The organism is Gemmatimonadota bacterium (assembly GCA_016720805.1).
Lineage (GTDB): Bacteria > Gemmatimonadota > Gemmatimonadetes > Gemmatimonadales > GWC2-71-9 > Palsa-1233.
In genome coordinates this window covers 309,748-336,082 of the sequence record JADKJZ010000001.1, presented here as the reverse complement: position 1 = coordinate 336,082, position 26,335 = coordinate 309,748, and the positions used below count along the sequence as shown (strand labels likewise).

Sequence of the window (26,335 nt, the reverse complement as noted above, 5' to 3'; positions counted from 1 at the left end):
CGGCGCCCCCCGGGGCCGGGGCGCGGGGGCCGGGGGCGCCCCGGGGGGGGGGTGCGGGGGCCCGGGGGGGGGGGGGGGGCCCCCCCCGGCGCCGCCCCCCCCCCCCCGCCCCCCCCCCCCCCCGGCGGCGCCCCCGCCGCCCCCCCCCCCCCGCCCCAGCGGGCCCCGCGGGGACCCCGGGGGGGGAGGCCCCCCCCCCCCCCCCCCCCCGGGCTTCCCCCCCCCCCCCCGCCCCCCCCCCCCCCGCCCCGGGCGGGGGCCGCCCCCCCCGGGGGGGGCGCGGGGATTCCCCCCCCCCCCCCCGCGGGCCCCGCCGCCCCCTCGTTCCCCCCCCCTCCCAGTCCAACCAATGCAGCGCCCCCGCCGCGATGCCGCATTGCAACGACTGGCCCGGGTGGAAGCCGACACCGGCGGCGCCTTCGCCCTCCCGAACCGACTACCCCACACGCCTTGGACAAAGCCGCGACAGGAGGGCATTTTGGGAGCATGGACCTTCAGGCCTTTGGGCGCGCCCGCCCCCACTATTTACTGCCCGCCGCCCCAGCGGGCGGTGTCGAATGACGAGCCAGCCCCAGCGCAGGGGTGAGCTGTCCGTCACCACGGCTGGTCCAGGCCTTTCGGTCCACTGCCAGGAACTCAGCTGCTCCTATCGCAGCGAACGCGGCTCGGTCCCCGCCCTCGATCGAATCTCGCTCTCGCTCCGCCCGCAGGAATTCGTGTCGCTGGTGGGTCCGAGTGGCTGCGGCAAGTCGACGTTGATCCGGGCCATCGCCGGCCTGATGGCCCCGACCTCCGGCCGCATCCTCTATGGCGACGTCCCCGGTGGGGCGGGCAGCCCGCGCGGCGGCCTGGTCGTGCAGGAGAATGGCACCTTTCCCTGGATGAGTGTCGTCGACAATGTCGCCTTCGGACTGGAGATGCAGGGCGTCGGTCGCGCCGAGCGCCGCGAGCGGGCGCAGCGCTACCTGGAACGGGTGGGCCTCGCACGGTACGCGCACCATTTCCCGCACGAGCTCTCGGTCGGCATGCGGCAACGTGTCGGCATCGGCCGTGCCTTCGTGGCGGAATCGCCGATCCTGCTGATGGACGAACCCTTCGGCGCGCTCGACGCGCAGACGCGGTGGGTGCTCCAGACAGAATTGTTGCGCGTCTGGTCGGAGAGCAAGCGCCTGGTGCTCTTCGTGACGCATGACATTCATGAGGCCGTGTTGCTCGCCGATCGTGTCGTCGTCATGAGCGGACATCCGGGGCGGATCCGCGAAGAGATCACCGTCACGGTGGGACGCCCGCGCGACCCCCGCGACGTCTCGCGCAAGGCGCAGGAATTGATCTCGCACATCTGGCACCTGCTCGGTGAGGAAGTCGGCAGCGGGCTCACCGAGCGATGAGAGCGGCCACGCGCGCCCCCGATCGGCTGGCCTGGCTTTCCCCGGCCGTGGTCGTGGCACTCCTCGGCACATGGGAAGCCGGCGTCCGGTGGGGCGGTGTCTCGCCGTTGCTCACCCCGGCCCCGAGCACCATCATCCGTGAGCTGCTGGCGCTGCTGGCGAACGGGGTCATGCTCACCAATCTGAGCGCGACGCTGCTCCGGCTGACCATCGGCCTGCTCCTCGGCGCTGGTGTCGGCGTGGCGCTCGGCCTCGCGATGGGGTGGTGGCCGACACTTCGCCGAGCGATCGATCCGATCGTGGCGGGGATTCACCCGATTCCGAAGATCGCCCTCTTCCCGATCCTGATCGTCCTCCTCGGCATCGGCGAAGAGTCGAAGATCGCGGCAATCGCCATCGGCGCGTTCTTCCCGAGCCTCATCAACACGATGGCCGGTGTGCAGGCGATCAGTCCGGTGCAACTCGACCTGGCCCGCAACTACGGCGCCGGAACTCGGGCAATGTTCTTTCGCATCCTCCTCCCGGGCAGCCTGCCGCTGGTCCTCACCGGCCTGCGCATCTCGGCCAACGTGGCGTTTCTCTCAGCCATCGGCGTGGAGATGATTTCCGCGCACACCGGCCTCGGCTCATTGCTGTGGCTCTCATGGCAGGTCTTCCGGATCGAACAGCTCTACGCGACCCTGATCGTGGTGGCGCTGGTCGGCATGGCGCTCACACTGGCCATCCGCACCCTGACGCATCGCTGGGCGCCGTGGCTGACCGACTCGGGCGTCGGCATCTGAGCGCCGCCCGCGCCACGCCAGGGGACAACATCGCCTCGGAGGTGACCGCCTTCGGGCGTTTCCTGCTGGGACTGCCGAGTTTCCTCCGTGAGCGGATGTCACCGGCGCAGGCAGAAGCGATCCTCGCCGACCGACTCGCGCATCGCGCCGCGAACTTCCTCGCCCTCGTTCGGCGTGGCGTGGTCGATCATCCCCAGAGTCCCTACCGTGCCCTGCTAGCCGAGGCCCGCTGCGAGTATGGCGACCTGGAGCGGATGATCGCCGACCACGGGCTCGAACCCACCCTCCGTCGGCTGCACGACGCCGGTGTCCACCTCACCTTCGAGGAATTCAAGGGACGGACACCCATCGTGCGGAACGGCCGCGAGATCCCCTGCACCGCCGATGACTTCTCCAATCCGACGCACCGACGGTACTTCGCCGTTGGCTCCGGCGGCACCACGGGCCCGTCACGCCGGGCGCGAATGGACCTGATGGCGATGCGCGGGCGCATGCCGCATCGGGTGACCTTCCGCGCCGTGCACGGCATCATCGATGCCCCGGTCGCTCGCTGGCAGAACATCCCCCCGGGCAATGGACTGACGCATGCACTGATGGCGATCCCGGCGGGCGAGCGCCTCGAACGGTGGTTCACCTCCTCCGTCGGCGGCCGCGATGGTACGTCATCCCGGTTCCTCTACGCGACGGAGGTCGCGGTGGCGTGGGCGCGACTCACCGGTGCCCCGGTGCGCCGGCCGGTCTTCCTCCCGTTCGACAAGGCCGAGCGCCTGGCGCGCTGGGCACACGAGACGGCGCGCGCGGAGGGTACGGCGGTGGTCCGCGCGCCGGTGAGCCGATTGGTCCGGGTCGCGGCGGCCGCCATCGACGCCGGCCTGTCGCTCGAGGGCGTGATCATGGCAGGCGGCGGCGAGCCGCCGACCCCGGCCAAGGTCGCCATGGTGCGGCGGAGCGGTGCGCGGTTCATCGCGAACTACTCGTTCTCGGAAGTGGGGTCGGTCGGATCGGCGTGTCTGCATTCCGACGACCCCAATGACCAGCATTTCTTCCAGGATCATCTGGCCGTGATTCAGTCTTCGCGCACGGTCCCGGGGTTCGCCGTCGAAGTCGCCGCCTTCTGCTACACCACCCTCCTCCCGACGGCCGGCAAGGTGTTGATCAACGTGGAGTCGGACGACTACGGTGTGATCGACCAGCGCCCCTGCGGGTGCCCGTGGGAGCGGTTGGGGTATGCGACGCACCTGCGCGGGATCCGCAGCTTCAAGAAACTGACCGGCGAAGGGATCACCCTGGTGGGCAGCGATGTCGAGCAGGTGATCGACGAGGTCCTGCCGGCTCGCTTCGGGGGTTCGCCGCTGGACTATCAACTCGAGGAGCTGGAGGACGAGCGCGGCTTCACGCAGGTGGTCCTGCGGATCGCCCCGCATCTTCCCGATGTCGACGAGGCCGCGGCCGTGCACCTGGTGCTCGACGCGCTGCGCCGGATCGATGCCGGCGGCGCCTCGGCGTCCAACGCCTGGACGCAGGCTGGTACGTTGCGGGTGCGGCGCGAGGCCCCGTATGTGACCGCCCGCGGCAAGGTGATGCCGCTCCACTCCAGCCGCGCTGCCAGTGCCCCGCCGGCAGCCACCCGTGGGGTCGTGACATGATCCGCATTCGTCATGGCCTTGCGCTCTTCTGGTTCGCCACCATTCTCAGTGGCTGCGGCAGTGACACCCGGACTGCCGCCACGCCGCACCTCGACACCGTGCGGGTCGCCAATGCCACGGGACTCAGCCAGGCCGCCATGTCACTCGCCGCCGAGGCGGGCTACTTCCGCGAGGCTGGCGTGGCCATCGAGTTCGTGCCGGTGCGCCAGCACGAGGACGTGCTCGTGGCGCTGCTCACCAACAAGCTCGACGCGGCGGTGGAACTCTTCCAGGCCGGCTACTTCGGGGCGATGGTGCGCGGCGGCGCCATGAAGTTCATCACGTCGACGGTGTCCCTGACGCCGACGGCGTGTCCCTACGTTGGCGTGGTGCTCCGCCCGGGACTGTCGCCGGCCGACGCGCCGCGCCACATGCACAAGCTCCGCGTCTCCAGCGATGGGATGTTCCGGTACTTGATGAGCCGCGACCTCGAGTCGCAGGGACTGCAGCTTGCCTCCTTCGAACTGGTCCGGCTGCAGGCCGAGCTCGCCGAACAGGCGTTGACGAAGGGGACCTTCGACGCCGCCATCCTGGCCGAGCCGTTTTTGAGTCGGGCGACCCGCAGCGGGACCTTCTGGTTGCGCTCGCAGGACGCCACGCCGAACGTGGAAATCGGTGGACTCCTTGTCGGCGAACGGCTGCTCACCCGGGATCGCGGTGTCGGCATCCGCTTTCTTGCGGCGTACCGCCGGGGTGTGGCCACCTTCAGCGAAGGCAAGACGGCGGCGAACCTCGCCGCGCTGCAGCGTGCAACCGGGCTGGATTCCACGTCGCTCGCGAATGCCTGCTGGCCGACCTTCCGTGCCGACGGACGGATGAACCTTGACGGCGTCATGGCCTACCAGCAGTGGCTGGTCGGACAGAAGCTCGCTGCGACTCCCGCGACGCCGGCGCAGTTCTGGGACTCCACGCTGGTGGCCGCCACCGACACGATCCTGCTCCGCACTTCACCAAGGACCCCGCAATGACCCCCACGCCACGGCCACGCCGCTTCCCCACGGCACGCTGCTGATGCCGATAGCGCTGCTGCCCGGCCTCCTCGCGGCGCAAGCCAAGCCGGACAGTGCGCTCAAGCGTCCGATCACCAAGCTCGGCGAGATTGTCACCACCGCCTCGCGGGTCAGCGAATTGGTCGGCCAGAGCCCCGTCCACGTCACGGCGATCACGCGGCAGGATCTGGCGACGACCAGCGCCTCGACGGTGCCGAGCCTGTTGTGGCGCATCCCCGGCTTCACCATGCGCGATCACCAGAGTGCCTCGGCCAGCAGCCCTGGTCGACGCGTGGCGTCGTTCCGCGGGCTCTCCGGCAGTTCGGGTGGGCGGACGCTGATCCTGGTCGACGGCGTGCCGCTCAACGATGGGTTCAACGGCTACATGCAATGGAATCGGATTCCCCTGGCCCTGGTTGATCGGATCGAGGTGATCCGCGGCGGCGGATCGATGATCTGGGGCAGTCGGTCGCTCGGGGGAGTCGTCAACATCCTGACGCGGATGCCGGCGGCTCCGGGCTGCAGGCGCAGGCGGAGGGAGGCACGGGCGGCAGCTATCGCGGCACGTTGACCGGCAATGTGGTGGCGTCACGGTTGCGTGCCTCCATCACGACCGATTGGGCTGGCACGGACGGCTACTTCGTCACCCGCCCCGACCTGCGCGGCACGGTGGACGTCCCCTCGGGCGACAAGACGGCAAGGTGGTCACCGGCCAGTTGGCGTACGACCTCTCGTCGTCGCTCCAGGCCACGGCCAGCGGGAGCTACTTCGACCTCGACTCCCGTGGTCCGACTCCCGGTGGCGGCAACACGTCGAGCGCGTCTGAATTCCGCGCGGGGCTGCGCTGGCTGACCGCGGCGGGAGGGGTCTGGTCGTTGCGCAGCTATCGGACGCACACCAATTATCTCAATCACAGCGGCATCGTCTCCAACGATCGCAACACCGAGACGCCCAACCGCGATCAGACGCAGTCGGCCACGGTGACTGCCGCCTCGCTGCAATGGTCGCAGCTCGTGGGCCGTCGGCATCAGGTGGCGGCCGGCCTCGACGTCTCCAACGCGGACGGAACGATTGACGAACTCGGCAACTTCACGAATGGGAGCTGGACGCTCAACCGCGGCAACGGGGGACGGCAGCAGTTGGGCGGCCTCTTCCTGCAGGACAACCTGCGGCTGACCGATCGATGGCAGGTGCAGGTCGCCGTGCGTGGCGATCGGATGCGAAACGTCGACGGCTATCGCCTGGACACCACGCTCCCGGCGGGAACGGTCGTGATCGATACCGCATACGCCACCGCGGCCCGGACCCGCCTCAACTACAGCGTGGGCGTGCGCTTCGAGAGCTCACCGCGGATGACGTGGCGTGCCGGGACGTACACGGCGCTCCGGGCTCCGACCCTGTTCGAACTCTACCAGACGAACTACTCGACCCGCGGGGCGGTCATCGCGGCGAATCCGTCACTCCGCCCGGAGACGTTGCGCGGCGTGGAGCTTGGCGTCGACTTCCTCCCGTCGCGGTCCACGGTGCTGCGCCTCAACACCTTCCTGAACAAGGTCGAGGATGCGATCCTCGACTACACCATCGGCACCTCGACGGCCAACGGGCAGATCTTCACGGAATGTGGTCCCGTGCCGCGCAACCAGGCCTGCCGGCAGCGCCGCAACGTCGCCGGTCTCCGCACCCTCGGCCTCGAGTCGGAACTGGAGCTGCATCCAGCGGCGCACTGGAGCGTCTGGGGGAGCTACACCTTCAACCCGACGCGCGTCGACGCGCCCGGCGACGAGATCGATGGCAAGCTCGCCCGTGGTGCGGCCAAGCACATGGCCAGCGCGACCGTCACCTTCGACCAACCGCGGCTGGCGACGATCACCGTGGAGCAGCGTTACGTGGGGGCGCGCCAGGACGACGACCTCAACACCACGCCGCTCAAGCGCTTCTTCGTCACCGGCGTTCGCGTCTCTCGCCAGATTGTTCCCCAGGCGACGGCCTACGTCAAGGTGGAGAACCTCTTCGACACCAGGTACGAGGTGACCCGCAGCACCAACGGCTACGTGGAGGTCGCGATGCCGCGGTGGATCACCGTCGGCGTGAAGTCGTCGTGGTAACCACCCCGGACGCGTGACGGGGACATCGTGCGCATAAGGCCGTCACAGCGCGGCGAAGGCCAGGGCAAGTTCGTGCCGGCCAACGCGGAGGACACGCTCCACCAGCGCGCCTCCCTGCAGACCGCGTGGCGGGAATCCCGCGACTTGTTGCGGCAGCATCGCGCCCGGCTCGGCGCGGGCGTGCTCCTCATGCTGGTCAGTCGGGGTGCCGGGTTGGTCCTGCCGGCGTCGTCGAAGTACCTGATCGACCATGTGATCGTCGCCGGACAGTACGACCTGCTCCTCCCGCTTGCCGGCGTCGTGGCGCTGGCCACGCTCATTCAGGCGAGCACCGGCTTCGCGTTGTCGCAGGTGCTCGGCATCGCCGCCCAACGTGCCGTCGCCAACATGCGCCGACGGGTCGAGGCGCACGTGTTGCGCCTGCCGGTGCGCCAGTTCGATGCGACGCAGGTCGGGGTGCTGGTGTCGCGCATCATGTCGGACGCCGATGGACTCCGCAATCTGGTCGGCACCGGCTTCACCGAGCTCCTCGGCGGCCTCTTCACCGCCACCGCCGCCCTGGCGGTGCTGCTCCATATCAGCTGGCAGATCACCGCCGTGGTCATGGTGGTGCTGGCGATCTTCGGGGCCACGCTGGCCGTCGCCTTCTCCAGGCTGCGGCCGGTCTTCCGCGAACGCAATCGGCAGAGCGCCGAAGTCACCGGCCGGCTGGCCGAGACGCTCGGCGGGATCCGCATCGTCAAGTCCTACGTCGCCGAGCGGCGTGAGGATCTCGTCTTTACGCGCGGCATCCACCGCATCCTCCGGAGCAGCGCCATCTCGATCACGGGGTGGTCGCTGATCAGTGCGCTGACCACGGTGGTGATCGGCGCGATCGCGGTGATCATGATCCTGCTGGGCGGCAACGCGCTTCGGGCCGGCACGCTCACATTGGGCGACCTCGGCATGTACGTCCTCTTTGCGGGACTGGTCGCGGCCCCGCTGATCCAGATCGCGCAGGTGGGCACCCAGGTGGCCGAGGCATTTGCAGGCCTCGATCGGATCCGCGAACTGCTCGACCTCCCCACCGAGGATCAGGAGGACGCCGGACGCGTCGCCGTGCCACCGCTCCGCGGCGAGGTGCAATTCGAGCAGGTCAGCTTCGAGTACGTCCCGGGTGTTCCCGTCCTGCGGCAGGTCTCCTTCACGGCGCCAGCCGGCACGACCACCGCCCTGGTCGGGGCATCCGGCTCCGGCAAGAGCACCCTCCTGTCGCTGCTCACCGCCTTCAATCGGCCGACCAGCGGGACCATCCGCATCGACGGGCTGGACCTCGCCACGCTGCAACTCCGCGCGTTTCGAGGCCGGCTGGGGATGGTGCTGCAGGACAACTTCCTCTTCGACGGGACCATCCTCGAGAACATCCGCTTCTCGCGTCCCGAGGCGTCGCTGGAGCAGGTCCGCGCGGTCGGTCGCATTGCGCACTGCGACGAATTCATCGCGCAGTTCCCCGGGGGGTACGACACGATCGTCGGCGAACGCGGCGTGAAGCTCTCCGGTGGCCAGCGCCAGCGCGTGGCAATCGCCCGGGCGATCCTGGCCGACCCCGCGATCCTGCTGCTCGACGAGGCGACCTCCAGCCTGGATAGCGAGAGCGAGGCGATGGTGCAGGAAGGGCTGGAGGCGTTGCGCCGCGGGCGCACTTCCTTCGTGATCGCGCATCGGCTCTCCACCATCACGAGCGCCGATCGGATCCTGGTGCTGGAGGCGGGAGCGATCGTTGAGTCGGGCACGCACGAGGAGCTGCTGGCGCTGGGCGGCCGATATCACTCGCTCTATCAGCGACAGTACCGGCGCGAGCAGAATCGCTTCACCAATCCGGGCGAGGAACTCACGCCTCCGAGTTGATCCCAGCGGGGGCGCTCACCTCCTCCTCTCCGCGCACGCCACGGATCAGCGCCAGAAATCGCTCCACCACGACGGCCTCCGACCAGTGGAGGGACACGGCCGACCGGGCGCGCGACGCGAGCCCATCACGATAGCCGCGGTCCTCGGCCAGGCGGCGCAGGATGACCAGCAGCTCGTCCGACGAGCCGAAGAGCTCGCCTGCGCCGGAGGCGGCGGCCACCTCGACTGCCGGGCCGATGCGGCGCGCCACGAACGGCACCCCAGCCTGCATCGATTCGATCAGCACTCGCGCGAACGCCTCGAATCCCATCGAGGGGACCACGGTCGCGATCGCGTCCCGGTAGTAGCTCGCCACGCGCTCGTGGGCGATCCGGCCGAGGAAGTGCACGTTCGGCACGTCGCGCCCCAGCTCGCGGAGGCGGTCGCCGTCGCTCCCCTCCCCCACGATCAGCAGGTCGACATCGGGGAGTGCGCGGAAGAGCGGGATGACATCGTCCAGCCCCTTGATGCGCTCGAGCCGCCCGACGAAGAGAAAGTACGGCCGTCGGCGAGCCGGACCGTGCGGCTCGGCGAGGGGATCGACGGGAGCCGGCTGGTCGGGGACAAAATTGGGAAGCACCGCCATGGGCCGGATCACCCCGCCTTCGCGGTGCTTGTCGCGACTGAACTCGCTCAGGGCAATGACCAGGTCCATCTTGGCGAGGCCGCGCGCCATCGCGCCGGTATAGCGCCACAGCTGCGGCGGCCGGCGATAGACCAGGCTGCAGCGCAGGCAGCTTCGCGTGGTGCACGGCTCGCGCTTGTTGCGCAGCAGCACGTGCGTTGCGCAGACCAGCCAGTGCTCCCGCGCCACGTAGACCGTCGTGGCGGTGGTGGGCCACGCGAGCATCCCTGGGCCACCGATCAACGAGGGATTGTGGTAGACCACCACGTCGTAGCCGCCATGCTGCAGCAGGTGGCGGAGCTGCCGTCGATGCAGCACGGGCGCGCCGACCTGCTGCACGAGCGCCGCGGAGAGGGTCGGCCAACGGCTCTGGAGGGCGATGACCTCGATGCCGTCGTCGGCGGCCTGCGGTGCGGGGATCGGGGTGGAGCGCCGTGAAGGCCTCGGCAGCATGCACCACAGTCACGTGATGACCGCGGCGCACGAGCGCCTGCGACCATTCGCGAATGCTGATCGCGTCGCCACCGAAGGAATAGGGGGGATAGAACGTGCAGACCATCAGGAAGCGCATCGTGACACTCGACCAATGGAGCGGAGGGGAATCGAACCCCTGACCCCCTGCTTGCAAAGCAGGTGCTCTCCCAACTGAGCTACCGCCCCGTCAGCCCGCAAAGTAGTGCGGTGGCGCCCGCGGATAAAGGCGTCGGGCGCCTCAGTGCCACTCCGGGAAGAGCTGGATCAACGCGGAGACCAGCTCACCGCGTAGCGCGCCCGCCGCGACGCTCGGCGCTCCGTCGGTCCCATGCCGCCGCGGTCACCAGGAAGCCGATCTTTCGCTTTGCCTCGACGTATGTCAGGGCGACATCGACGAGGACGGGCGCGTCGGGCGGCCTCCCGTCGCGAAGGAGCACTCGCTCCCCCTCCTCCGCCACCTGGGCCCCGGGAAACACGGCGTCGCCGAACTGGCCGAGCACCTCCCGTACCATCGGGAGCTGCGCCTGCCACCGTCCGGCGACATTCATCCCCTCTTCCAGCGCGCGACGCTCGAGGGCCCGCTTCCGCGCCGCGAGCCCCTGAAATGGATTGTCCATCGTGCCACCCTCCCGTGCGAAGGCCCCTGTCGGTGGAGCTTACCCCACCCACTCCCGCGGCGCCAGCGTAGCGACCAGCCGGACCTCCGGGCTTCCCGGGGGCGTCGTCCCACGCCGCGAGCGACGGCAGCGACATCAGCACGCTCTCGATCCGCGCGGCCGTCTGCAGGCCGAAGCTGGTGCCGCCGTCGTGCACGAGGTTGAACGATCGCGTTCTGCTGCACGGCCCTTCAAAAGTTGCGGCTAGCGAGCGCAGCGAGCAATAGCCCGCAGTCTTTGAAGGCCCTGCCAGCAGCAACGCAAGGTTAGGCTGCGGCCTTACGCCAGGCCGAGCGCATCCCCGAAGTAGCGCGGAGGAACTTCATCAACTTCAACCGCGAAAGGGCCTGTGCGCGCTGTGGCGCGGATGTATGCAACACTTCTGCCCAAGATCTCGACAATCTCTCTGTGATGAAACGGGCATCCTGGACGCGAAGAGCAGGCGCCGTGCGGACGCTGCGTCGAAACAGACCGTCGCGCCATGGAACGGTGACGGTTTGCGGCCGAGTCTGGCATATGCCCGGCGCTTCCCGGTTCCGGAGGGCGCGTTTCCGACGCGGCCCTGGCGGCGCGAGGCGTGTACAAACCCCGACCCCCGCAGGCGTCGCCACCATTCGGTTGGTGTCGGATCACCTGCCGTCGGCTGCAGGCGGTCTATCACGAGCGCCTCGCGCGCGGGTGTGGCCCATCGCGCCCCGTCGTCGCGGGGATCGCTGCCACGCTTCTCGCCTGCGGCGTGCGCAATCACGGGTTCGCGCGCGTCCGCAGCGACGCGTGCCCGCACGATTGCCTGCTCGCGTTCGGGTGCAAGTGCCAACACTTCGCCCCAGCCGCCACGCCGCTATCCCGCTGGGCGCAGTGGAGCGACACGACATTCCTCGCGCCGGTGCCGCACCGGGCGGTGATACAAACTATCCCCACGCGTCTGCGCGCGTAGTGCCTGTACAGCCGCCGCCTGTCACACGGCGCGGGCGAAGTCAGCGGTCGCGCCGAACTCTCGACTGATAGTCAACCCGCCCCGATTGACATTCCCGTCCCGTGCGAAGTTGTGACAAGATAGCGCACGGCCGAGTCGATGACTGCTCCTGCATTCGTCGGGCAGCCTCGCAGTTCGAGTGCGGGGTCGGTAAACCACTGCGATCGCCATTCAGCCGTTCGAACACCGTTCCTCGTTCGCCTGAGGAAGCCATCTTCTGCACACGTGGCCCGAGCAAGCGACTCTCTTGATCGCGGCGTCGGCTTGGCCACGGCTGGAAATAGCGGGCACTGGATCTCGCCTCAGCCGCCGCGTCTGTACGCGGTCGCGCTTGTGCCCCAAGAGCTGTCGTGAATGTCGGGTGGACGATACGCCGTTCATCGTGGTGCGTTGCGCGCGCCGGGTGGTGCAACGCCTGTACCGAGGCCGTCGACCTGGGCAATCGGTGAAGGATTGCTACCTGCCGCTGATCGCGAATAGCATCTGCAAAGCGTTGAACACGTTGACAACTCCGCCGCTCTTTGAGAGACGCGAGAAAGGCGTCATATCCGTTGGCTTCCCGCCTGGTCTCCGGACAATCAAGGTTGAGAACTTCGCGACCGACGCGAGCAGAATGCGCTTTGCGTCGCGCCCCGACAGCGTGCGGTCATAGAGCATCAGCAGTGCGGCAGCTCCGGCGACCACTGGCGCCGCCTGGCTCGTCCCACTACGACGTTCATATCCGCCCCCAAGTGCACTCGCTCGCATGTCGACCCCAGGTGCAAAGAGGTCAACGCTCTCGCGTCCAAAGTTGGAGAAGTCGGCCGCGAGCTGGGCGTTGCCTTCAACGTTCGACGCCCCCACTTCAATCCACTTGCCCGCGCGTTCGCCGTTAAGATATCGAGATGATGGATACGAGTGTGTCTGGTCGATATCGCTTGCATCGTTGCCGGCTGAGTGAATCAGAAGCGCACCCATTTGATCGGCGTATCGAACCGCGCTATCCACGACGCCTTTCTCGGGCGAGTACGGTTTCCCGAAGGACATGCTGATGATATGAGCGCCATGGTCGACTGCGAAGCGGATCGCGTTCGCAATGTCTTTGTCGCGCTCATCGCCGTCGGTGGTCGCGCGGATCATCATAATCCGCACGGAGTCACGGGCCTGCTTCACCGCGAGTCCGTTGCCGACCACTGTGCGCACGATACCAGCCAGGTGTGTGCCGTGAGCGGCGCCCGCCCCCATTACGTCAGGATTTCCATAGCCGCGTTCGTGCGGAGTATCCGCTCGATCGCCCACGATGGAGCGCTCATTCAAGGAGGTGTCCAGCCCCGCCGACAGACTGGAGAGGCGAAGAACGGTTTGCCGCATGCTGGTTACGGTGGCTACCGAGAGCGTGACGACTGAACGCAGAGCTCCGAACTGTTCCGCGGCACGGCGCACGGCCGCTTGAGCAACAGCGACTTCGGCGGTTGTCGCGCTCAGGACCGCGACGCGCGCGACAGAGAGTGAGTCAGCGCCCAACCGCGGAGTGAGAACGGTGATCGCGCGTTCCAGCGAATCCAGAAGGCTCATGCGTCGCTCCACACGACGCAGTTCACGGTCTCGCTGCCGGATGTAGTCGGCCTGAATCGTCGCGCAGTCAGGCAGCCCGGGTGCCAGCACGAACGACTCGGCGCCTGCTCGATCTGTTCCTCGCGGTAGCGACGCACAACGTGCAAAGAGCCGAGTCACTTCGAGCGTGCTACGTTCGACGTTGCGGCCGTCCCGTCCGCCGAGAAAATTCCACCCACGTACATCGTCGACATACCCATCGCGATCGTCATCAATGCCATTTCCAGGGATCTCACGTGGATTGCTCCACAGATGCGGTACGAGCGCCGGATGCGTCGTATCAACGCCAACATCGATGATGGCTACGATGACGGTGCGCTGCGGCTGCCGCGTGGCGAGCAGTTCCGAGAATGCCCGAGACACACCGGCCCCAACCACGCCAGTGCGACTCGGATCGCTAAGGAACCATGGCGGTAACGTGTCGTTTCGTGAGATTTGCGCTAGCATCACCGATGGGTGAGCCACAAGGGCGACGAGAAGTGCCCGCGGTGCAATTCGACGCGCCAGATGGCGCGCCAGTTGTTGCGCGGAAGAGAGGGAGTTCTTCATCGGATCCTCGGTATGGGGGCTCGCGGCGCGGCGTCTCCGCCGGGCATCACACGCAAGCTCTCCACTCCGGTCGAGCACCGCAAGCAGATTTCGATGAACTGGTGCTGCGGCTCGCTGAAGCGGTCTCGCCCCCAGTGCCGTCGCTAGGTCGCGAGTCGCTCGAAGAAGGCCGCACGGCGTGTACGACTCAGTCGTAAGCGAGCGCCAGTTGTGAGCACCACTGTCTGGTCGCCGTTTGTTAGTGGTTCGACTGATCGCACGCGCGAGAGATTGATGATGGCTTCTCGGTGAATGCGAAAAAAGCGTTCGGGCGGCAGCGCCGACTCGAGCCCGCTCATAGATGCGAGGTGAAGCAGGGAGCGGCGTCCGCAATACAGTCGCACGTAGTCACCTGCACTTTGGATCCACTCAATCTCGTCAACGTCGATCGCTATCGTCGTTCCACGATCCCGCACAAGCACGCGAGAGACTGTGGCGCCTGAGTCATCGCCTATCCGCGCTCGGGCACGAGTCACCGCACGCAGCAATCGCTCGTCATCCACAGGCTTTAACAAATAGTCGAGCGCATCGAGCGAGAATGCGTCAATGGCGCGGTCTTCATGGGCTGTCACGAACACGACGAGGGGGCGTGTGCCGACGGGCAGCGAATCCAGCATGTGAAAACCGTCAACACCGGGCATCTCAATGTCGAGGAACACCAGGTCGGGACGCTGTGCCGCTATTGCGGAGGCAGCCGCAATCGCATTCGCCGCCTCGGCGACGACGGTGACATTGACGAGCCGTGCCAGCCGAAGTCGCAGCCCACGACGCGCGGTTGCCTCATCGTCAACGATGATCACGCGAAGTGGCGTGGTCATCCGGGGGCGCTCGCGCCGCTGTCGATCGGCGGCGGCACCAGCGCGTCGGTCTTGACGAACGGCATGGTAATCGCCACCCGAAAACTGCCGCTGTCGCTGCGCCCGGCTCGCACCGTCGCGCGCTCGCCGTGAATGAGCAAGAGCCGCTCGCGCACATTGGCGAGTCCAACTCCGCCTTGCGACGCCCACGGCAGCGCCACCATCGGGCCTACGCTGTTCTCAACCACAACAGAGAGGCGTCCGGCTTCAACGCTTGCCCCAATGGCGATCATACGCTGACCGGTTGCTTCAGTCGCGCCATGCAGAATCGCGTTCTCAACGAGCGGTTGCAACAGTAGAACGGGAACCACTGCGCAATACGCGTCTTCATCGATGTTGTACGTCACGTTGAGTTGGGCGCCGAATCGCACCTGTTCGATATCGAGGTACCGACCGACTAGCGATAGCTCGTCGGCGAGATGAACCGTGTTGGCCGGTGGCTGCCTGAGCGTTGCTCGCAGAAACTCGCTCAGTCGTACGATGCCCGTGTGCGCGTCGTCGAACCGCCGCTCGAGTACGAGCGTCGAGAGCGAATTCAGCGCATTGAACAGCAGGTGTGGATTGAGCTGGTACTGTAGCGCGTGCAAGCGTGTGGTCGCCTGCAACGCTTCAGCGCGCATCGCGCGTTCGCGCTCTGCTTGCAATGCATGCGATCTCGCAGTCCCAATATACAAGAAGCACCAGGCGATCAGAATGACTGCGTTGTTCATCGTGCCAAGAAGGAGTGCATTGATGCGCCGAGGCGGACTAAGAGGCGACGACTGAAAGAGAAGCGCAGGGTCACGCAGGACCGAGTCACTGGCCGCCCAAACCATCGCCAGCAGTCCCGAAGCAACGAAGGTTGTCACGGCGAGCTCCCGCATGCCAGCGCCGCGCCTGACGCGAACGCGCAGCGCCCGATGCAGAACGAGGCTCAGGCCGGCGCCCAATACGACATAGCTGGCCCGACGTCCGATCATCTCCAGTAGCGGTCGATGGTCGAGTCTTGATCCGACCAACGCGACGAACAGTGCTCCCCATCCGAGGAGTTGCAGTTGCCAGAAGTTAAGACGAGCGCTTGCCGACGCGGGTTGCCGCGTCGGTAGAGCTGATCCTGGCTGCGCCTGGAGTGTCATGTACGCTAGCTGGGCCGAGTCGCGTCGGGCGGCCGCGACAAACGACGTGATGGATGCCTGGCAAACGCCGACCTCCTCGCGGTCACCAAGCAGAAGATTGCACCGCGCGTGCCAGGCGAGTTGCCTACAGACGCTGTCACGTCCGCCGGCCATTCTCCTGTTCCGGCGGCGGACAGCGCGATGAAAAGTGCGGGCATGGGACCCGAGCTCCCTCTAAGTGAAACGAACATCAGGGTTCTGGTATCTGTACGGCGGTAATCGCCACTTCGGTCGCCACGTCGTGATAGCAATGGTAGTCGCAGCCAACTCCACCCTGATTCGCCGATCCGGCTTGAAATTGCCACCTTGGAGCCGCATTGCGCGACCGGACTCCAGGCTCGACTCGCTACAGTTCAAATGGCATGCGGCAATGGCATCCTCTACCGTCGTCAAGTCACTTGGTCAGCCCAAGCATTATGTAAGCGCGTGAATCGCGCTTCAGCGCTCAAGAGAGATGTTGGAGCGGCTGCCTAACCTGTATTGGACCCGCAGCCCCTGCAGCCCAATCCTGAAGAACGGTAGCGCCTGCCGCCTAATCGGGAAACGTGGCGGCTGGTTTCGCCGGCCGAATCGCCGCAGCGGCTTCCCGGCCGCCGGAAATGCCATACCCCTGCTGGGAACGACCACCTGCCCAGTCAGGCCTCGGATTCCCCGCAGGAAGCGCGATTTCGACCGCCTCGACTACAGTGGTGTCGATGTATCGTGCGGAGGAAGGGCTGCCACCGGGGACGGGCTGGGACGAGGGCGGTGGCATCCACGGCCTCACCGACCAAACCATCCGACCACGAACGCCGCGACGTTGGGGAAGGTAGTGGTGATCCTGCCCGACAAACGGGGGGCGCCCCCGCCTTGCGGCGCGAAGCGGCCGGTGCGATCATCCGGGGTTCCGCCACCCCGTTTGCACCCCCACCGTCTTCCACGAGTCCCCCCCAATGCGCCTCGCCCGACCGACCGCCCTCGCCCTCGCCGTCCTCCTCGTCACCAGCTGCGGCGGTGACTCCAGCACCAACTCGGGCGACGAGAGCACCATGTCGGCCACCGTCGCCGGCACCGCCTGGAGCGGCACCTTGGCGGTCCAGGTGACCTATGCGGGCAACGTCCTCGCGGTGAGCGGGACGAATGGCACCTATCAGATCGTCCTGACCGTGCCGGGAGTCAATGCCACCGGCACGTACAACGTCGGCCCCGGCAACCTCGGCGTCGCGCAGTTGGTGCAGGTCACCGCCGGCACCCCGGCCTGGACCTCATCGCTCGTTGGTGGCGCAGGCTCGATCACCGTGACGACGCTGACCGCCAGCCGCGCCGCCGGCACCTTCACCTTCACGGCCGCCGCCTCGCCGGGAACCTCGGCGACGGGAACGCGGTCGGTGACGAATGGGTCGTTTGATGTACAGTTCTGAGGCGTCGTAGGTCGTAGGTCGTACGCCCTGAAATCCGTCATCCCGAGCGAAGCGAGGGACCTGCGTGGCAGCCATCACGCGGGTCCCTCGTTTCACTCAGGATGACTTACGACTTACGACCTACGACTTACAGCCTGCGACCTACGACTTCTTCTGCATCCCCTCCGCCACCTTCTCCACCTCGCCCATCACCCGCAGCAGGTTGCCACCCCAGATCTTGGCGATCTGCTTCTCGGTGTATCCCCGCTTCACCAGCTCGAGCGTGACGTTGAAGGTCTCGCCGGCGTTGCGCCACCCCTCGACCCCGCCGCCGCCATCGAAGTCGGAGGAGATGCCGACGTGGTCGATGCCGATCAACTTGACGGCGTAGTCGATGTGATCGACGAAGTCGGCGACCGTCGCCGCCGCATCGGCCGGATAGCGGCGATTGGTGATGTCTTCCTGCGCCGCCAGGTACCGGTTGCGCGCTTCGTTCGGCAGCGCCTCGACCTGGGCCGACACCTGCGCCTGCTGCGTGGCGGTGATGCCGAACTGCTTGCGGAGATCGGCGATCGCCTCGCGGCGGGCGGCGTCACGGGCGGCCGCATCGGCGTTGCACTTCACGTAGCCGTTGAAGGCGACCAGCTGCGCCACGCCGCCGTTCTTCGCCAAGGCGCGCAGCTGCTCGTCATCGAGGTTGCGGCTGTGGTTGCAAATGGCGCGGACACCGGAGTGCGACGCGATGATCGGCGCCTTGGTGATCGCCAGCGTCTGCATCATCGATTCCTTCGACGGGTGCGAGATGTCGATCATCATCCCGACCCGGTTCATTTCGGCAATCACCTCGCGGCCCAGCGGTGAAAGGCCATGATGCAGCCAGACGCCGTCGCGCTCGCCGGTGTTGGAATCGGAGAGCTGGGAGTGCCCGTTGTGTGCCAGGGACATGTACCGGCCGCCGAGAGCGTGGAACTTGGCGACATTGGTGACGTCGGTGCCGATCGAGAAGCCGTTCTCGATGCCGATGAAGATGACCTTCTTCCCGTCCTTGTGGATCCGCCGCGCGTCGGCAGCGGTCAACGCCAGCGCGGCGCGGGTCGGAGCGATCGAATCAACCAGCCGGTGCACCGCCGCGAACTTCTCGAGGGCCTGCGTGTTGGCGCGGGCGAAGCTCGCCGGGGTCAGGTCGGTGGACTGCCCGACGTAGGCGATCAGGAACGCCCCGCCGAGGCCGCCCTTCTCCATCTTGACCAGATCGACCTGCTGGCGGCCGGGGAGATCGGACGCGTAGTTGGGCATCCCCACGCGGAACTGCGCCGGCGAGATGTCGACGTGGGTGTCGATCGACAGGACCCGATCATGGATGGCGTGGGCCTTGGCCACCATCTTGGCATCCGGAGCGCCGGCAGGGGCCGGAGTGGCCACCGGCGGCGCGCCAGAGGCACACGCGGTGGCCGCGAGGACCAGCAGGGGCATGGCTATGCGAAAGCGGGTCACAACGGACTCCAGAGGCGAGGGAGACGGCGATGGTGTGGGGGCTACCAGAAAAGTAACGTCCGGCCCGCAACGTGGCATTGACCGCTCAGAAGGGCGCGGCGACGATCCGTTCCGCTGCGCGCAGGCCGCCGAGCATGACCTCGTGCACGGCCAGGCCGGCACGCCAAGCACCGGTGAACAGCAGTCCCGATCGGCCCGCTTCCAAGGCGGCGGCCGGCGCGATCCGTGCCGCATGCCCGGACGTGGCGATCGGCAGCGCCGCTCGCCATCGTCGCACCTCGCAGAAGGCCGGCTCGCCGGTGACGCCGAGGAGGTCCCCCAGCTCCCCCCGGGCCAGATCGACGAGGTTCGCATCGGTCATTTCGGCGACCTGAGGATGACGCATGCCTCCAGCGAACGCCGTAAGGAGGACGTGGTTGACCGGCACGCGTTCCGGAAAGAGCGTCGACGGGAAGAGCGCGCCCAGGATTCGGCGCCCCTCGCACGATGGCGCCAGCAGGCCCGAGCCATCGAGGGGGTGGGCGACCCTTTCGCGGGGATACCCCAGCGAGACCGTGGCCAGGGACGAATGGGGAATGGTCGCCAGGCTCCGGATCGCCTCGCCGCCGGGAAGATCGAGGCACAGCGTGGCGAAGGCCATCGCCGGACAGGCGAAGATCACGCCGTCAACGTCCGTGGAGGTGCCGTCGGCGGTCTGCACCGTGTAGCCGATCTCACGCGCCGTGACGCGCACGACGGGCGCGCCGGACCGCAGCTGAGCACCGAGCATCGCTGCGAGCTGCTCGGTGACCTCCCCGAGACCCAGGCGACACGACCAGAGCCCGCCCCCGAGCGTCTCGCCGCGTCGACGCGCCTGGCTCCGGGAGCGTACGGCCCCCTTCAGGACCGAGCCACCGCTCTGCTCGTACTCCACGAGTTTCGGAAAGGCGAAGCGCACCAGCACCTTGGTCGGATCGGCGCCACTGGTGCCCGCCACCAACGGATCGAAGAGTCTGGCGGCGACCTCGTCACCGAAGCGCCGGCGTGCAAACGCGTCCACCGTCTCGTCCGGGTCGTCCCCGCCCTTGGCGACGAACGGCTCCTTGAGCATGCGGAGCCGACCGGACATGGAGAGGATTGGCGTGGCGACGAGATCGCCGGGCGAGAGTGGGAGCACCTGGGGCCTGCCATCGTGCACGAGGTAGCGCCGCTTCACGGCGTCGCCGGGGCGGACGACGCGATCGGCGAGACCGGCGCGGTCGAGGAGCGCGCGCACGTCGCGGTCCGGTTCCATCACCGTGTTCGGCCCGGCTTCCGCCATCCAGCCATCGCGCCGCACCGTCTCGATCGAGCCGCCCACCCGCGTCGCGGCCTCGAACAACACCGGCTCGGCGCCAAGTTCCTGCAGACGACGCGCCGCGACGAGACCCGCAGCCCCGGCGCCGACGACGGCAATGCGTGGCACGCTCAGCGACGCCCGAGCGTCGTCAGGCTCGAATTGCGCAACCGGCGAGGACGATAGGGAAGGTCCACGACGCAACCTGTCAGGATGAGGGGAAGACGGGGGTCCCGTGCCGCTGGGATGCCTGCGAAGATAGCGCAGACTGGTCGCATCAGGGACGGATGACGAGCGTGGCCCCCCATTGCGCGGCGTCGAGGAGTGCGAAGGTCGACCCATCGGCAACCTGCTCGACCCGCACGACATAGCGGCTCGACAGTGCGCGATCGGGAATCCGCAGCACGGCGATCTCGCCGGTGTTGGCCGCCCCCAGCAGGAGCAAGTGGGTTCCGCTGGCGTCGATGGTCATCGCGTCCTCGAGGCCACCGGCGGGCACGACACTGCCCACGACCCCACCACTGATCGTGAGGACGATCGCCCCGGCGGCCGCGCCCGCCGGCGTCGTGAGGTGAATCGCCAGCTCGCCCGGCGTCGGCGGCGGAACGTCTGTTCCACCGCAGCTTGCCAGCAGCACCGTCACGACGAGGAGGCGCCGCATCAGTGTACCCCCGCGCCGAGCGCGCGACGGAGTGCCGTCGGCAGGGGCCGGCCCGTGCGCCGCAGCCATGCGAGCAGGTCGCCGACATCGTACCCGCCATTGCGATTGCCGATCACATCGAGGTAGAGGCGCTGGTCCGCCGCGAGTGCCGGTCCGCCAAGGATCGCGGCAACCGCCGCGGTCGGATCGACGGCGACGACCTGGACGAAATCCGCGGTCAGGTCATAGGGATGCTGCAGCGTGACGTTCATCGACGCGGCGGGGGTGATGCTGTCGCCCCGCCACCCCAGGAATTCGACCCCCGGCCCGGGTACCGCGTCGAGCCGCAGCCCGACGCCGACATCGAGGAAAGCGCCGGTGCCGACGACCCCGGTGATCGAGGAGGTCACGACGCCCGGGCCGTTGACGGCCGCGCGCACCCGATGCGCCACGGCAAAATCGGCGAAGAGGGAGTCGGGCGGTCCGGCCCGCGTCACCAGCACCTGGGTCCGTGGCCCGGCGTTGCTCCAACTCAGCCACCGCAGCGCACTGCGGCCGTCGAGACTCGCCTGAATGGAGTCCGCGGTGATGGCCACCACCTCTCCAGGAGGAAAGACCTCGCGATACGTTTGACTGGCCACCCCGTTGACGCGCACGCGCGCCTGAGCCGCGCGCGACGCGATGACGGTCGGTGCGCGCCGGACGTACCGAAAGCTGACACGCCCCCCGGCCTCGGTGGTGATGCGGTCCACGCGGACCTGCAGCGGCGTGCCATCGGCGCGCGCAGCCTGAGGCGAGGTGGCGAGCCCGAACTCATGATTGGCCGTCGTCCCCGGAAAGGGATCACCGGCATCGCCACGATTCCTGATGCCCGTGATCGGGGAGCGCAACTGATTGAGCCCGTCCGCCTGCACCAGGGCCACACCCTGCGCGACGCCGGTGTTGACCGTGTTGCCGGAGCGACTGTTGGCGACACGGGCTGCGTCGATTTGCCAGATCAGCAGACCGGGCCCCTTCATCCGACTGAACGCCAGGCTCATCATCGCGGTATCGCTGCCGACCCGCTGCCGATTCTCGAGCAGCAGGTAGGTCGAGGGGTCGGCGGTCGCCCCGTAGTAGACGGTGTCCCCGCTCTGCACCGCCGCCGCCGAGCGCTCGGCGCCACTCGCGAGGGTGTCGATCGTGACCCACCCGAGCTCAGCGAGCGACCACGCCTCGAAGGAGGCCGGCGACCACGGTCGCGCATAATTGCCCGAGCCCATCAGCCCCCATTCGCCGATCCCCTCGGTGTTCGAAGCCGCATCGGTGTCGTAGAGGTCGGGGAGGCCGAACGCATGGCCGGTCTCGTGGGCCACGGTGCCGATCGGCATCATCTGTCCGGCCGTGCAGGCCGTGTTGCCGCCGACCGCGCTCTGCAAGGTGTAGGAGTTGACGCGGAGGAAGCTCCCGGGAATGATCGCACCCGCCGCGCCGCGCCGCGGGGTCCGGGTCGTGTACGGCTGCCCGCTGTTCCACCCGGAGATGCGGAAGCGATGGGCCCACAAGCCGCTGCCGCCGCACGCCCCATCGACTCGAGCCTGCAGGAAGGTGACGAAGTCGACAACGCCGTCGTCGTCGCCGGAATTGGGGAGGCCGTCGGGGCCATCATTGTCGTAGGCATTCCACACGGTGGCGCTGTCGCCGCGCAACGAGACGGCGTCGAGGGCCCCGAGGAGGAGATCGGCCATCCGGCTCCGCACTCGGGACGGACAGGGGCCATTGACGCCGATGCCGTTGCAGCCGTCCTCGTAGTACGCGGCGGCACTGTCCAGCGTGACCCAGTCGAAGACCGAGCCGTCGAGGGTGATCCGCCCTCGCGACTGGGCTCCGTAGAACGTCTTGAGACTCCACGCCTGCCCCACCGGGGTCGCGGAGAAGAGCACCTGTTGATAGTCGGCCGACGGAAAGGGCTGCGCCACCCCAGGAAATGTCATCGGGATCACCGGCACGAAGTAGCCACCCGAGACCTGCATCGAGGCGTCACCCGCGTTCAGGCGCGCCAACGCGCCGTCGCGGAGCAACGCGGCCCGCGTGGCGGCGATTCGCGCCGTGACCCGCCGCCACGCCCCGTCGGGGGCGATGTCGAAACCGCGGACCTCAAACTGCCCGGGCCGGGCGCGCGGGTATTGCCCAGTGACCGGGAGGGCCGCGAACAGGGCAAGGCCGGCCCCGAGGAGAGACCGAAGCCCCCCTCGCCGTCCCGCCCCTGCGGGGCGTCCTTCGCCTTGTCTCGCCCTGCCGTCGGTCATAGCTTTCCCCCTTGGCCCATGACCAACTTAGGCCCCATCCCACTCGAAGTTCCACCCGTAGCTCCGCGAGGAACCGTGGCGACTGAGACGCACCCCACGCAGGAGGCCCAGGTGATGCTCTTCGACAAGTGTCGACAGTTTACCCAGGCGCGCGAGATCCAGGCGGCCGGGCTCTACCCCTATTTCAAGCCGATTTCGGAATCCGAGGACACCGTCGTCACCATCGACGGCCAGAAGCGGATCATGCTCGGCTCGAACAACTACCTGGGGCTGACCCACCACCCGAAGGTGCTCGAAGCTGCGTCCAAGGCGCTGCACCGGTACGGTGCCGGCTGCACCGGATCGCGCTTCCTCAACGGTTCCCTCGACCTGCATGAACAGCTCGAAGCGGCGCTGGCCAAGTTTCTCGGCAAGGAATCGGCCCTGGTCTTCTCGACCGGCTACGGCGCGAACCTCGGCCTCATCTCGGGCCTGCTCGGTCGCGGCGAAACCGTCTATCTCGACAAGCTCGACCATGCCTGCATCGTCGATGGCGCCAAGCTCTCCTACGGCGACACGCAGCGCTTCAATCATGGCGACCTCGATCACCTCACCCGCCTGCTCGAGCGCAACACGACCGGCAAGGGGACGATGGTGGTTGTCGACGGCGTCTACTCGATGGAAGGCGACATCGCCGACATTCCGGGGCTGAGCAAGATCTGCAATCGCTTCGGCGCGGCGCTCGTCGTGGACGACGCCCACGCCCTCGGCGTGATCGGTCCGAACGGCGATGGCACCGGCGCCCACTGGGGGATGCAGGACCAGGTCGACATCATCGCCGGCACCTTCTCGAAATCGCTGGCCTCGGTCGGCGGCTTCGTTGCCGCGGACGAGTCGGTGATCCATTTCCTCAAGCATCATTCGCGGCCGTTCATCTTCACCGCCTCGCTCCCGCCGGCCAACACCGCCGGTGTGCTCGCCGCGCTGCAGGTGTTGCAGGACGAGCCCGAACGGCGCACGACGTTGTGGGCCAACGCCAAGCACCTCGCCGACGGCTTCCGCGCCCTCGGCTTCGAAATCGGCGAGACCGTCACGCCGATCATCCCGGTGCTCATCGGGCCGCTCGAGACCACCTTCGTCTTCTGGCGGAAGCTCTACGACGCCGGCGTCTTCACCAACCCGGTCGTGCCGCCCGCCGTGCCGCCCTCGCAGTGCCGCCTGCGCACCAGCGTGATGGCGACCCACACGCCGGACCAGATCGACACTGCGCTGGAGGCCTTCGGGCGGATCGGCAAGGAGTTGGGGGTCATCTGAGCACCGCGCCGGTCATCCGGCGAGTCGAGACCGCCAAGGACCTCGCCGCCTTCATCGCCCTGCCCTATCGACTGCACCGGCGGGACCCGAACTGGGTCCCGCCGTTTCGCGCCGAAGTGAAGAAGCTCCTCGATCGCACCAGGAATCCCTTCTTCGCCCACGCGGAGGCCGAGTACTATCTGGCCGAGCGCGGTGGCGAAGTGGTCGGGCGCATCGCGGCCATTCACAACCGGCTGCACAACGAGGTCCACCACGACCAGGTCGGCTTCTTCGGCTTCTTCGAGTGCATCAACGACTTCACCGTGGCGGCCCCGTTGCTCGACGCCGCAGCGGCCTGGGTGCAGTCGCGAGGGCTCGACACCTTGCGCGGGCCGGCGTCCTTCTCCGTCAACGATGAGTGCGGCCTCTTGATCGACGGCTTCGACACGCCGAACACGTTGATGATGCCGCACAATCCGCCGTACTATCTCACGCTGCTCGAGACGGCGGGCTTCGCGAAGGCCAAGGACCTGATCTGCCTGCAGGCCGGCTCCCTCGAGAATCCGCTGGAGCCGCCCGAGCGCACCGCCCGCGCCGTGGCGCTGCTCACCAAGCGGTACGGCCTCACCATCCGGGCGCTCGACATGAAGCACTTCCAGAAGGAAGTCGAGCTGGTCAAGGTGCTCTACAATGCCTGCTGGGAGAGCAACTGGGGCTTCGTCCCGATGACCGACGCCGAGATCGACGCCCTGGCGGACGGCTTCAAGCCGGTGGTGATCCCGAACCTGGTCCCGTTCATCGAGAAGGACGGCAAGCCGATCGCCTTTGGGCTTGCCATGCCTGACCTGAATGAAGTGTTGCACGGCAATCACTCGGGCGGGATGTTCCCCGCCTCGCTGACGATGCTGTGGAAGCTCAAGACGAAGCAGATCACCCGGGCGCGCATCCTCCTGCTCGGCGTCCTCCCCGAGTGGCGCGGCAAGGGCATCGATTCGGCACTCTATCACTGGATCTGGAGCAAGGCGGCCGAGATCGGCATCGGCTGGGGCGAGGCCGGATGGCTGCTCGAGGACAACGCGGCGATCATCCAGGGCCTGACCAAGACCGGCTTCACGCCGTACAAGACCTACCGGCTGCTCGACCGCCCCATCACATGAGGGCGCTGGTCACCGGCGCCACCGGCTTCGTGGGTGGGCACCTGGTCGACCGCCTGCTGGCGCGCGGGGACACCGTCACCGCGCTGATTCGCTCGCCCGCGAAGGCCGCCGATCTGGCGGCCCGCGGTGTTCGACTCGTGCGCGGTGATCTGGGCGACAAGCCGGCGCTGGCCGAAGCCTCGGCGGCGCAGGACGTCATCTATCACGTGGCGGCGCTCACCGGCGCCGTCGACGAGGCCGAATTCCTCCTCGCCAATCGCGACGGCACCGCCAATGTGGTGCACGCCGCGCGGGCCGATGGCGGGACCGCGCGGATCGTGCTGGTCAGTTCGATGGCCGCGGGTGGGCCGGCTGCGCGTGGGCGTCCCAAGGGCGCCGACGGACTCGACGCCCCGGTCACCATGTACGGGCGCAGCAAGCTCGCCTCGGAATTGGTGTTGCGCGGCGCCGACCTGCCGTGGGTGATCCTGCGCCCGCCGACGGTCTACGGCCCGCGCGATCGCGACAATCTCATCACCGTCTTCAAGGCGGCGCGCCTCGGCATCGCCCCGGTCTTTGGTGACGGTTCGATGGAGGTGTCCGTCGTGCATGTCGAGGACCTCGCCGACGCGATCGTGCTCGCCGGCACGGCCGGCGAGGCCGTCCTCGGCCAGACCTATTACGTCAATCACCCGCAATTGCTCTCCTCGGCCGAGCTGGTGCGCGAGATCGGCCGCAGTATGGGCCGCAGCGTGACCCTGCTGCCGATTCCCGAGTGGGCAGCTCGCATGGCGCTCACGGCCACCGGAGCCTGGGCCGCGGCCCTCCGTCGCAAGACCATCCTCCGCGCCGACAAGGCGAACGAGTTCTTCCAGGCCGCCTGGACCGGCGACGCCGCTCCGTTCATCGCAGCCACCGGCTGGCAGCCACGCTTCGATGCCGCCACCGGACTCGCCCATACCCACGACTGGTATCGCCAGGCAGGCTGGCTCTGACGGCGGCGTGGCCGTGGC

At 67.8% G+C, this 26,335-nt stretch carries 20 protein-coding genes and 1 tRNA gene; 11 read left to right on the top strand and 10 right to left on the bottom strand.

Features of this window, described 5'->3' with window-relative positions; all coding sequences use genetic code 11:
• Positions 1-557 precede the first annotated feature (557 nt).
• The 7 genes from IPP98_01540 (at position 558) to IPP98_01510 (ending at position 8,836) form a co-directional block, all read left to right on the top strand.
• Positions 558-1,388, top strand: coding sequence for an ABC transporter ATP-binding protein (locus IPP98_01540; GenBank protein MBL0177795.1), 831 nt, complete (start codon positions 558-560; stop codon positions 1,386-1,388).
• Positions 1,385-2,170, top strand: coding sequence for an ABC transporter permease (locus tag IPP98_01535; GenBank protein ID MBL0177794.1), 786 nt, complete (start codon positions 1,385-1,387; stop codon positions 2,168-2,170). The genes IPP98_01540 and IPP98_01535 overlap by 4 nt, the downstream gene beginning before the upstream one ends.
• Positions 2,140-3,816: a hypothetical protein gene (locus tag IPP98_01530; GenBank protein ID MBL0177793.1), complete on the top strand. Its 1,677-nt coding sequence runs from the start codon at positions 2,140-2,142 to the stop codon at positions 3,814-3,816. The genes IPP98_01535 and IPP98_01530 overlap by 31 nt, the downstream gene beginning before the upstream one ends.
• Complete coding sequence (locus tag IPP98_01525; protein ID MBL0177792.1) at positions 3,813-4,823, top strand: ABC transporter substrate-binding protein; 1,011 nt, start codon at positions 3,813-3,815, stop codon at positions 4,821-4,823. The genes IPP98_01530 and IPP98_01525 overlap by 4 nt, the downstream gene beginning before the upstream one ends.
• A 43-nt stretch (positions 4,824-4,866) precedes the next feature.
• A complete protein-coding gene (locus IPP98_01520) occupies positions 4,867-5,415 on the top strand; it encodes a TonB-dependent receptor (protein ID MBL0177791.1) in 549 nt (182 codons plus the stop codon).
• A gap of 130 nt (positions 5,416-5,545) precedes the next feature.
• Positions 5,546-6,949 (top strand): TonB-dependent receptor, encoded by a 1,404-nt coding sequence (locus IPP98_01515; protein MBL0177790.1) that lies wholly within the window; start codon positions 5,546-5,548, stop codon positions 6,947-6,949.
• A 189-nt stretch (positions 6,950-7,138) separates the two neighbouring features.
• Positions 7,139-8,836: an ABC transporter ATP-binding protein gene (locus IPP98_01510; protein MBL0177789.1), complete on the top strand. Its 1,698-nt coding sequence runs from the start codon at positions 7,139-7,141 to the stop codon at positions 8,834-8,836.
• On the opposite strand, the gene IPP98_01505 is transcribed toward IPP98_01510, so the two are convergent.
• The 6 genes from IPP98_01505 to IPP98_01480 all read right to left on the bottom strand — a co-directional run bounded on the left by IPP98_01505 (position 8,820) and on the right by IPP98_01480 (position 15,759).
• Positions 8,820-9,953 carry a glycosyltransferase family 4 protein gene (locus tag IPP98_01505; protein ID MBL0177788.1) on the bottom strand — a complete coding sequence of 378 codons (1,134 nt, stop codon included), beginning with the start codon at positions 9,951-9,953 and terminating at the stop codon, positions 8,820-8,822. The two genes, IPP98_01510 and IPP98_01505, sit on opposite strands and share 17 nt — an antisense overlap.
• Positions 9,954-10,087: 134 nt before the next feature.
• Positions 10,088-10,160: transfer RNA gene (locus IPP98_01500), tRNA-Ala, on the bottom strand.
• A 78-nt stretch (positions 10,161-10,238) separates the two neighbouring features.
• Entirely contained in the window at positions 10,239-10,889 is a 651-nt protein-coding gene (locus IPP98_01495; protein ID MBL0177787.1) for a coproporphyrinogen III oxidase, read from the bottom strand.
• Positions 10,890-12,062: 1,173 nt separating this feature from the next.
• Entirely contained in the window at positions 12,063-13,748 is a 1,686-nt protein-coding gene (locus IPP98_01490) for a S8 family serine peptidase (GenBank protein ID MBL0177786.1), read from the bottom strand.
• A gap of 143 nt (positions 13,749-13,891) precedes the next feature.
• Positions 13,892-14,605 carry a response regulator transcription factor gene (locus IPP98_01485; protein MBL0177785.1) on the bottom strand — a complete coding sequence of 238 codons (714 nt, stop codon included), beginning with the start codon at positions 14,603-14,605 and terminating at the stop codon, positions 13,892-13,894.
• Complete coding sequence (locus IPP98_01480; GenBank protein ID MBL0177784.1) at positions 14,602-15,759, bottom strand: histidine kinase; 1,158 nt, start codon at positions 15,757-15,759, stop codon at positions 14,602-14,604. The genes IPP98_01485 and IPP98_01480 overlap by 4 nt, the downstream gene beginning before the upstream one ends.
• Positions 15,760-16,730: 971 nt before the next feature.
• Here IPP98_01480 and IPP98_01475 point away from each other — a divergent pair.
• Positions 16,731-17,198: a hypothetical protein gene (locus IPP98_01475; GenBank protein MBL0177783.1), complete on the top strand. Its 468-nt coding sequence runs from the start codon at positions 16,731-16,733 to the stop codon at positions 17,196-17,198.
• 141 nt (positions 17,199-17,339) lie between these two features.
• Here IPP98_01475 and IPP98_01470 read toward each other — a convergent pair whose 3' ends face one another.
• The 4 genes from IPP98_01470 to IPP98_01455 form a co-directional block, all read right to left on the bottom strand.
• Positions 17,340-18,650 (bottom strand): dipeptidase, encoded by a 1,311-nt coding sequence (locus tag IPP98_01470; GenBank protein ID MBL0177782.1) that lies wholly within the window; start codon positions 18,648-18,650, stop codon positions 17,340-17,342.
• A gap of 106 nt (positions 18,651-18,756) precedes the next feature.
• Entirely contained in the window at positions 18,757-20,115 is a 1,359-nt protein-coding gene (gene hemG, locus IPP98_01465) for a protoporphyrinogen oxidase (protein MBL0177781.1), read from the bottom strand.
• Positions 20,116-20,263: 148 nt separating this feature from the next.
• Entirely contained in the window at positions 20,264-20,647 is a 384-nt protein-coding gene (locus IPP98_01460; GenBank protein MBL0177780.1) for a hypothetical protein, read from the bottom strand.
• Positions 20,647-22,914, bottom strand: coding sequence for a M6 family metalloprotease domain-containing protein (locus tag IPP98_01455; GenBank protein ID MBL0177779.1), 2,268 nt, complete (start codon positions 22,912-22,914; stop codon positions 20,647-20,649). The genes IPP98_01460 and IPP98_01455 overlap by 1 nt, the downstream gene beginning before the upstream one ends.
• Positions 22,915-23,025: 111 nt before the next feature.
• Here IPP98_01455 and IPP98_01450 point away from each other — a divergent pair, with 111 nt between their 5' ends.
• The 3 genes from IPP98_01450 (at position 23,026) to IPP98_01440 (ending at position 26,317) form a co-directional block, all read left to right on the top strand.
• The gene (locus IPP98_01450) at positions 23,026-24,207 is read left to right on the top strand and encodes a pyridoxal phosphate-dependent aminotransferase family protein (protein MBL0177778.1); all 1,182 of its coding nucleotides are present in this window, start codon (positions 23,026-23,028) and stop codon (positions 24,205-24,207) included.
• Positions 24,208-24,323: 116 nt separating this feature from the next.
• Entirely contained in the window at positions 24,324-25,343 is a 1,020-nt protein-coding gene (locus IPP98_01445) for a hypothetical protein (protein ID MBL0177777.1), read from the top strand.
• A complete protein-coding gene (locus IPP98_01440) occupies positions 25,340-26,317 on the top strand; it encodes an NAD(P)-dependent oxidoreductase (protein MBL0177776.1) in 978 nt (325 codons plus the stop codon). Before IPP98_01445 ends, IPP98_01440 begins: the two co-directional genes overlap by 4 nt.
• The last annotated feature ends 18 nt before the right edge of the window (positions 26,318-26,335 follow it).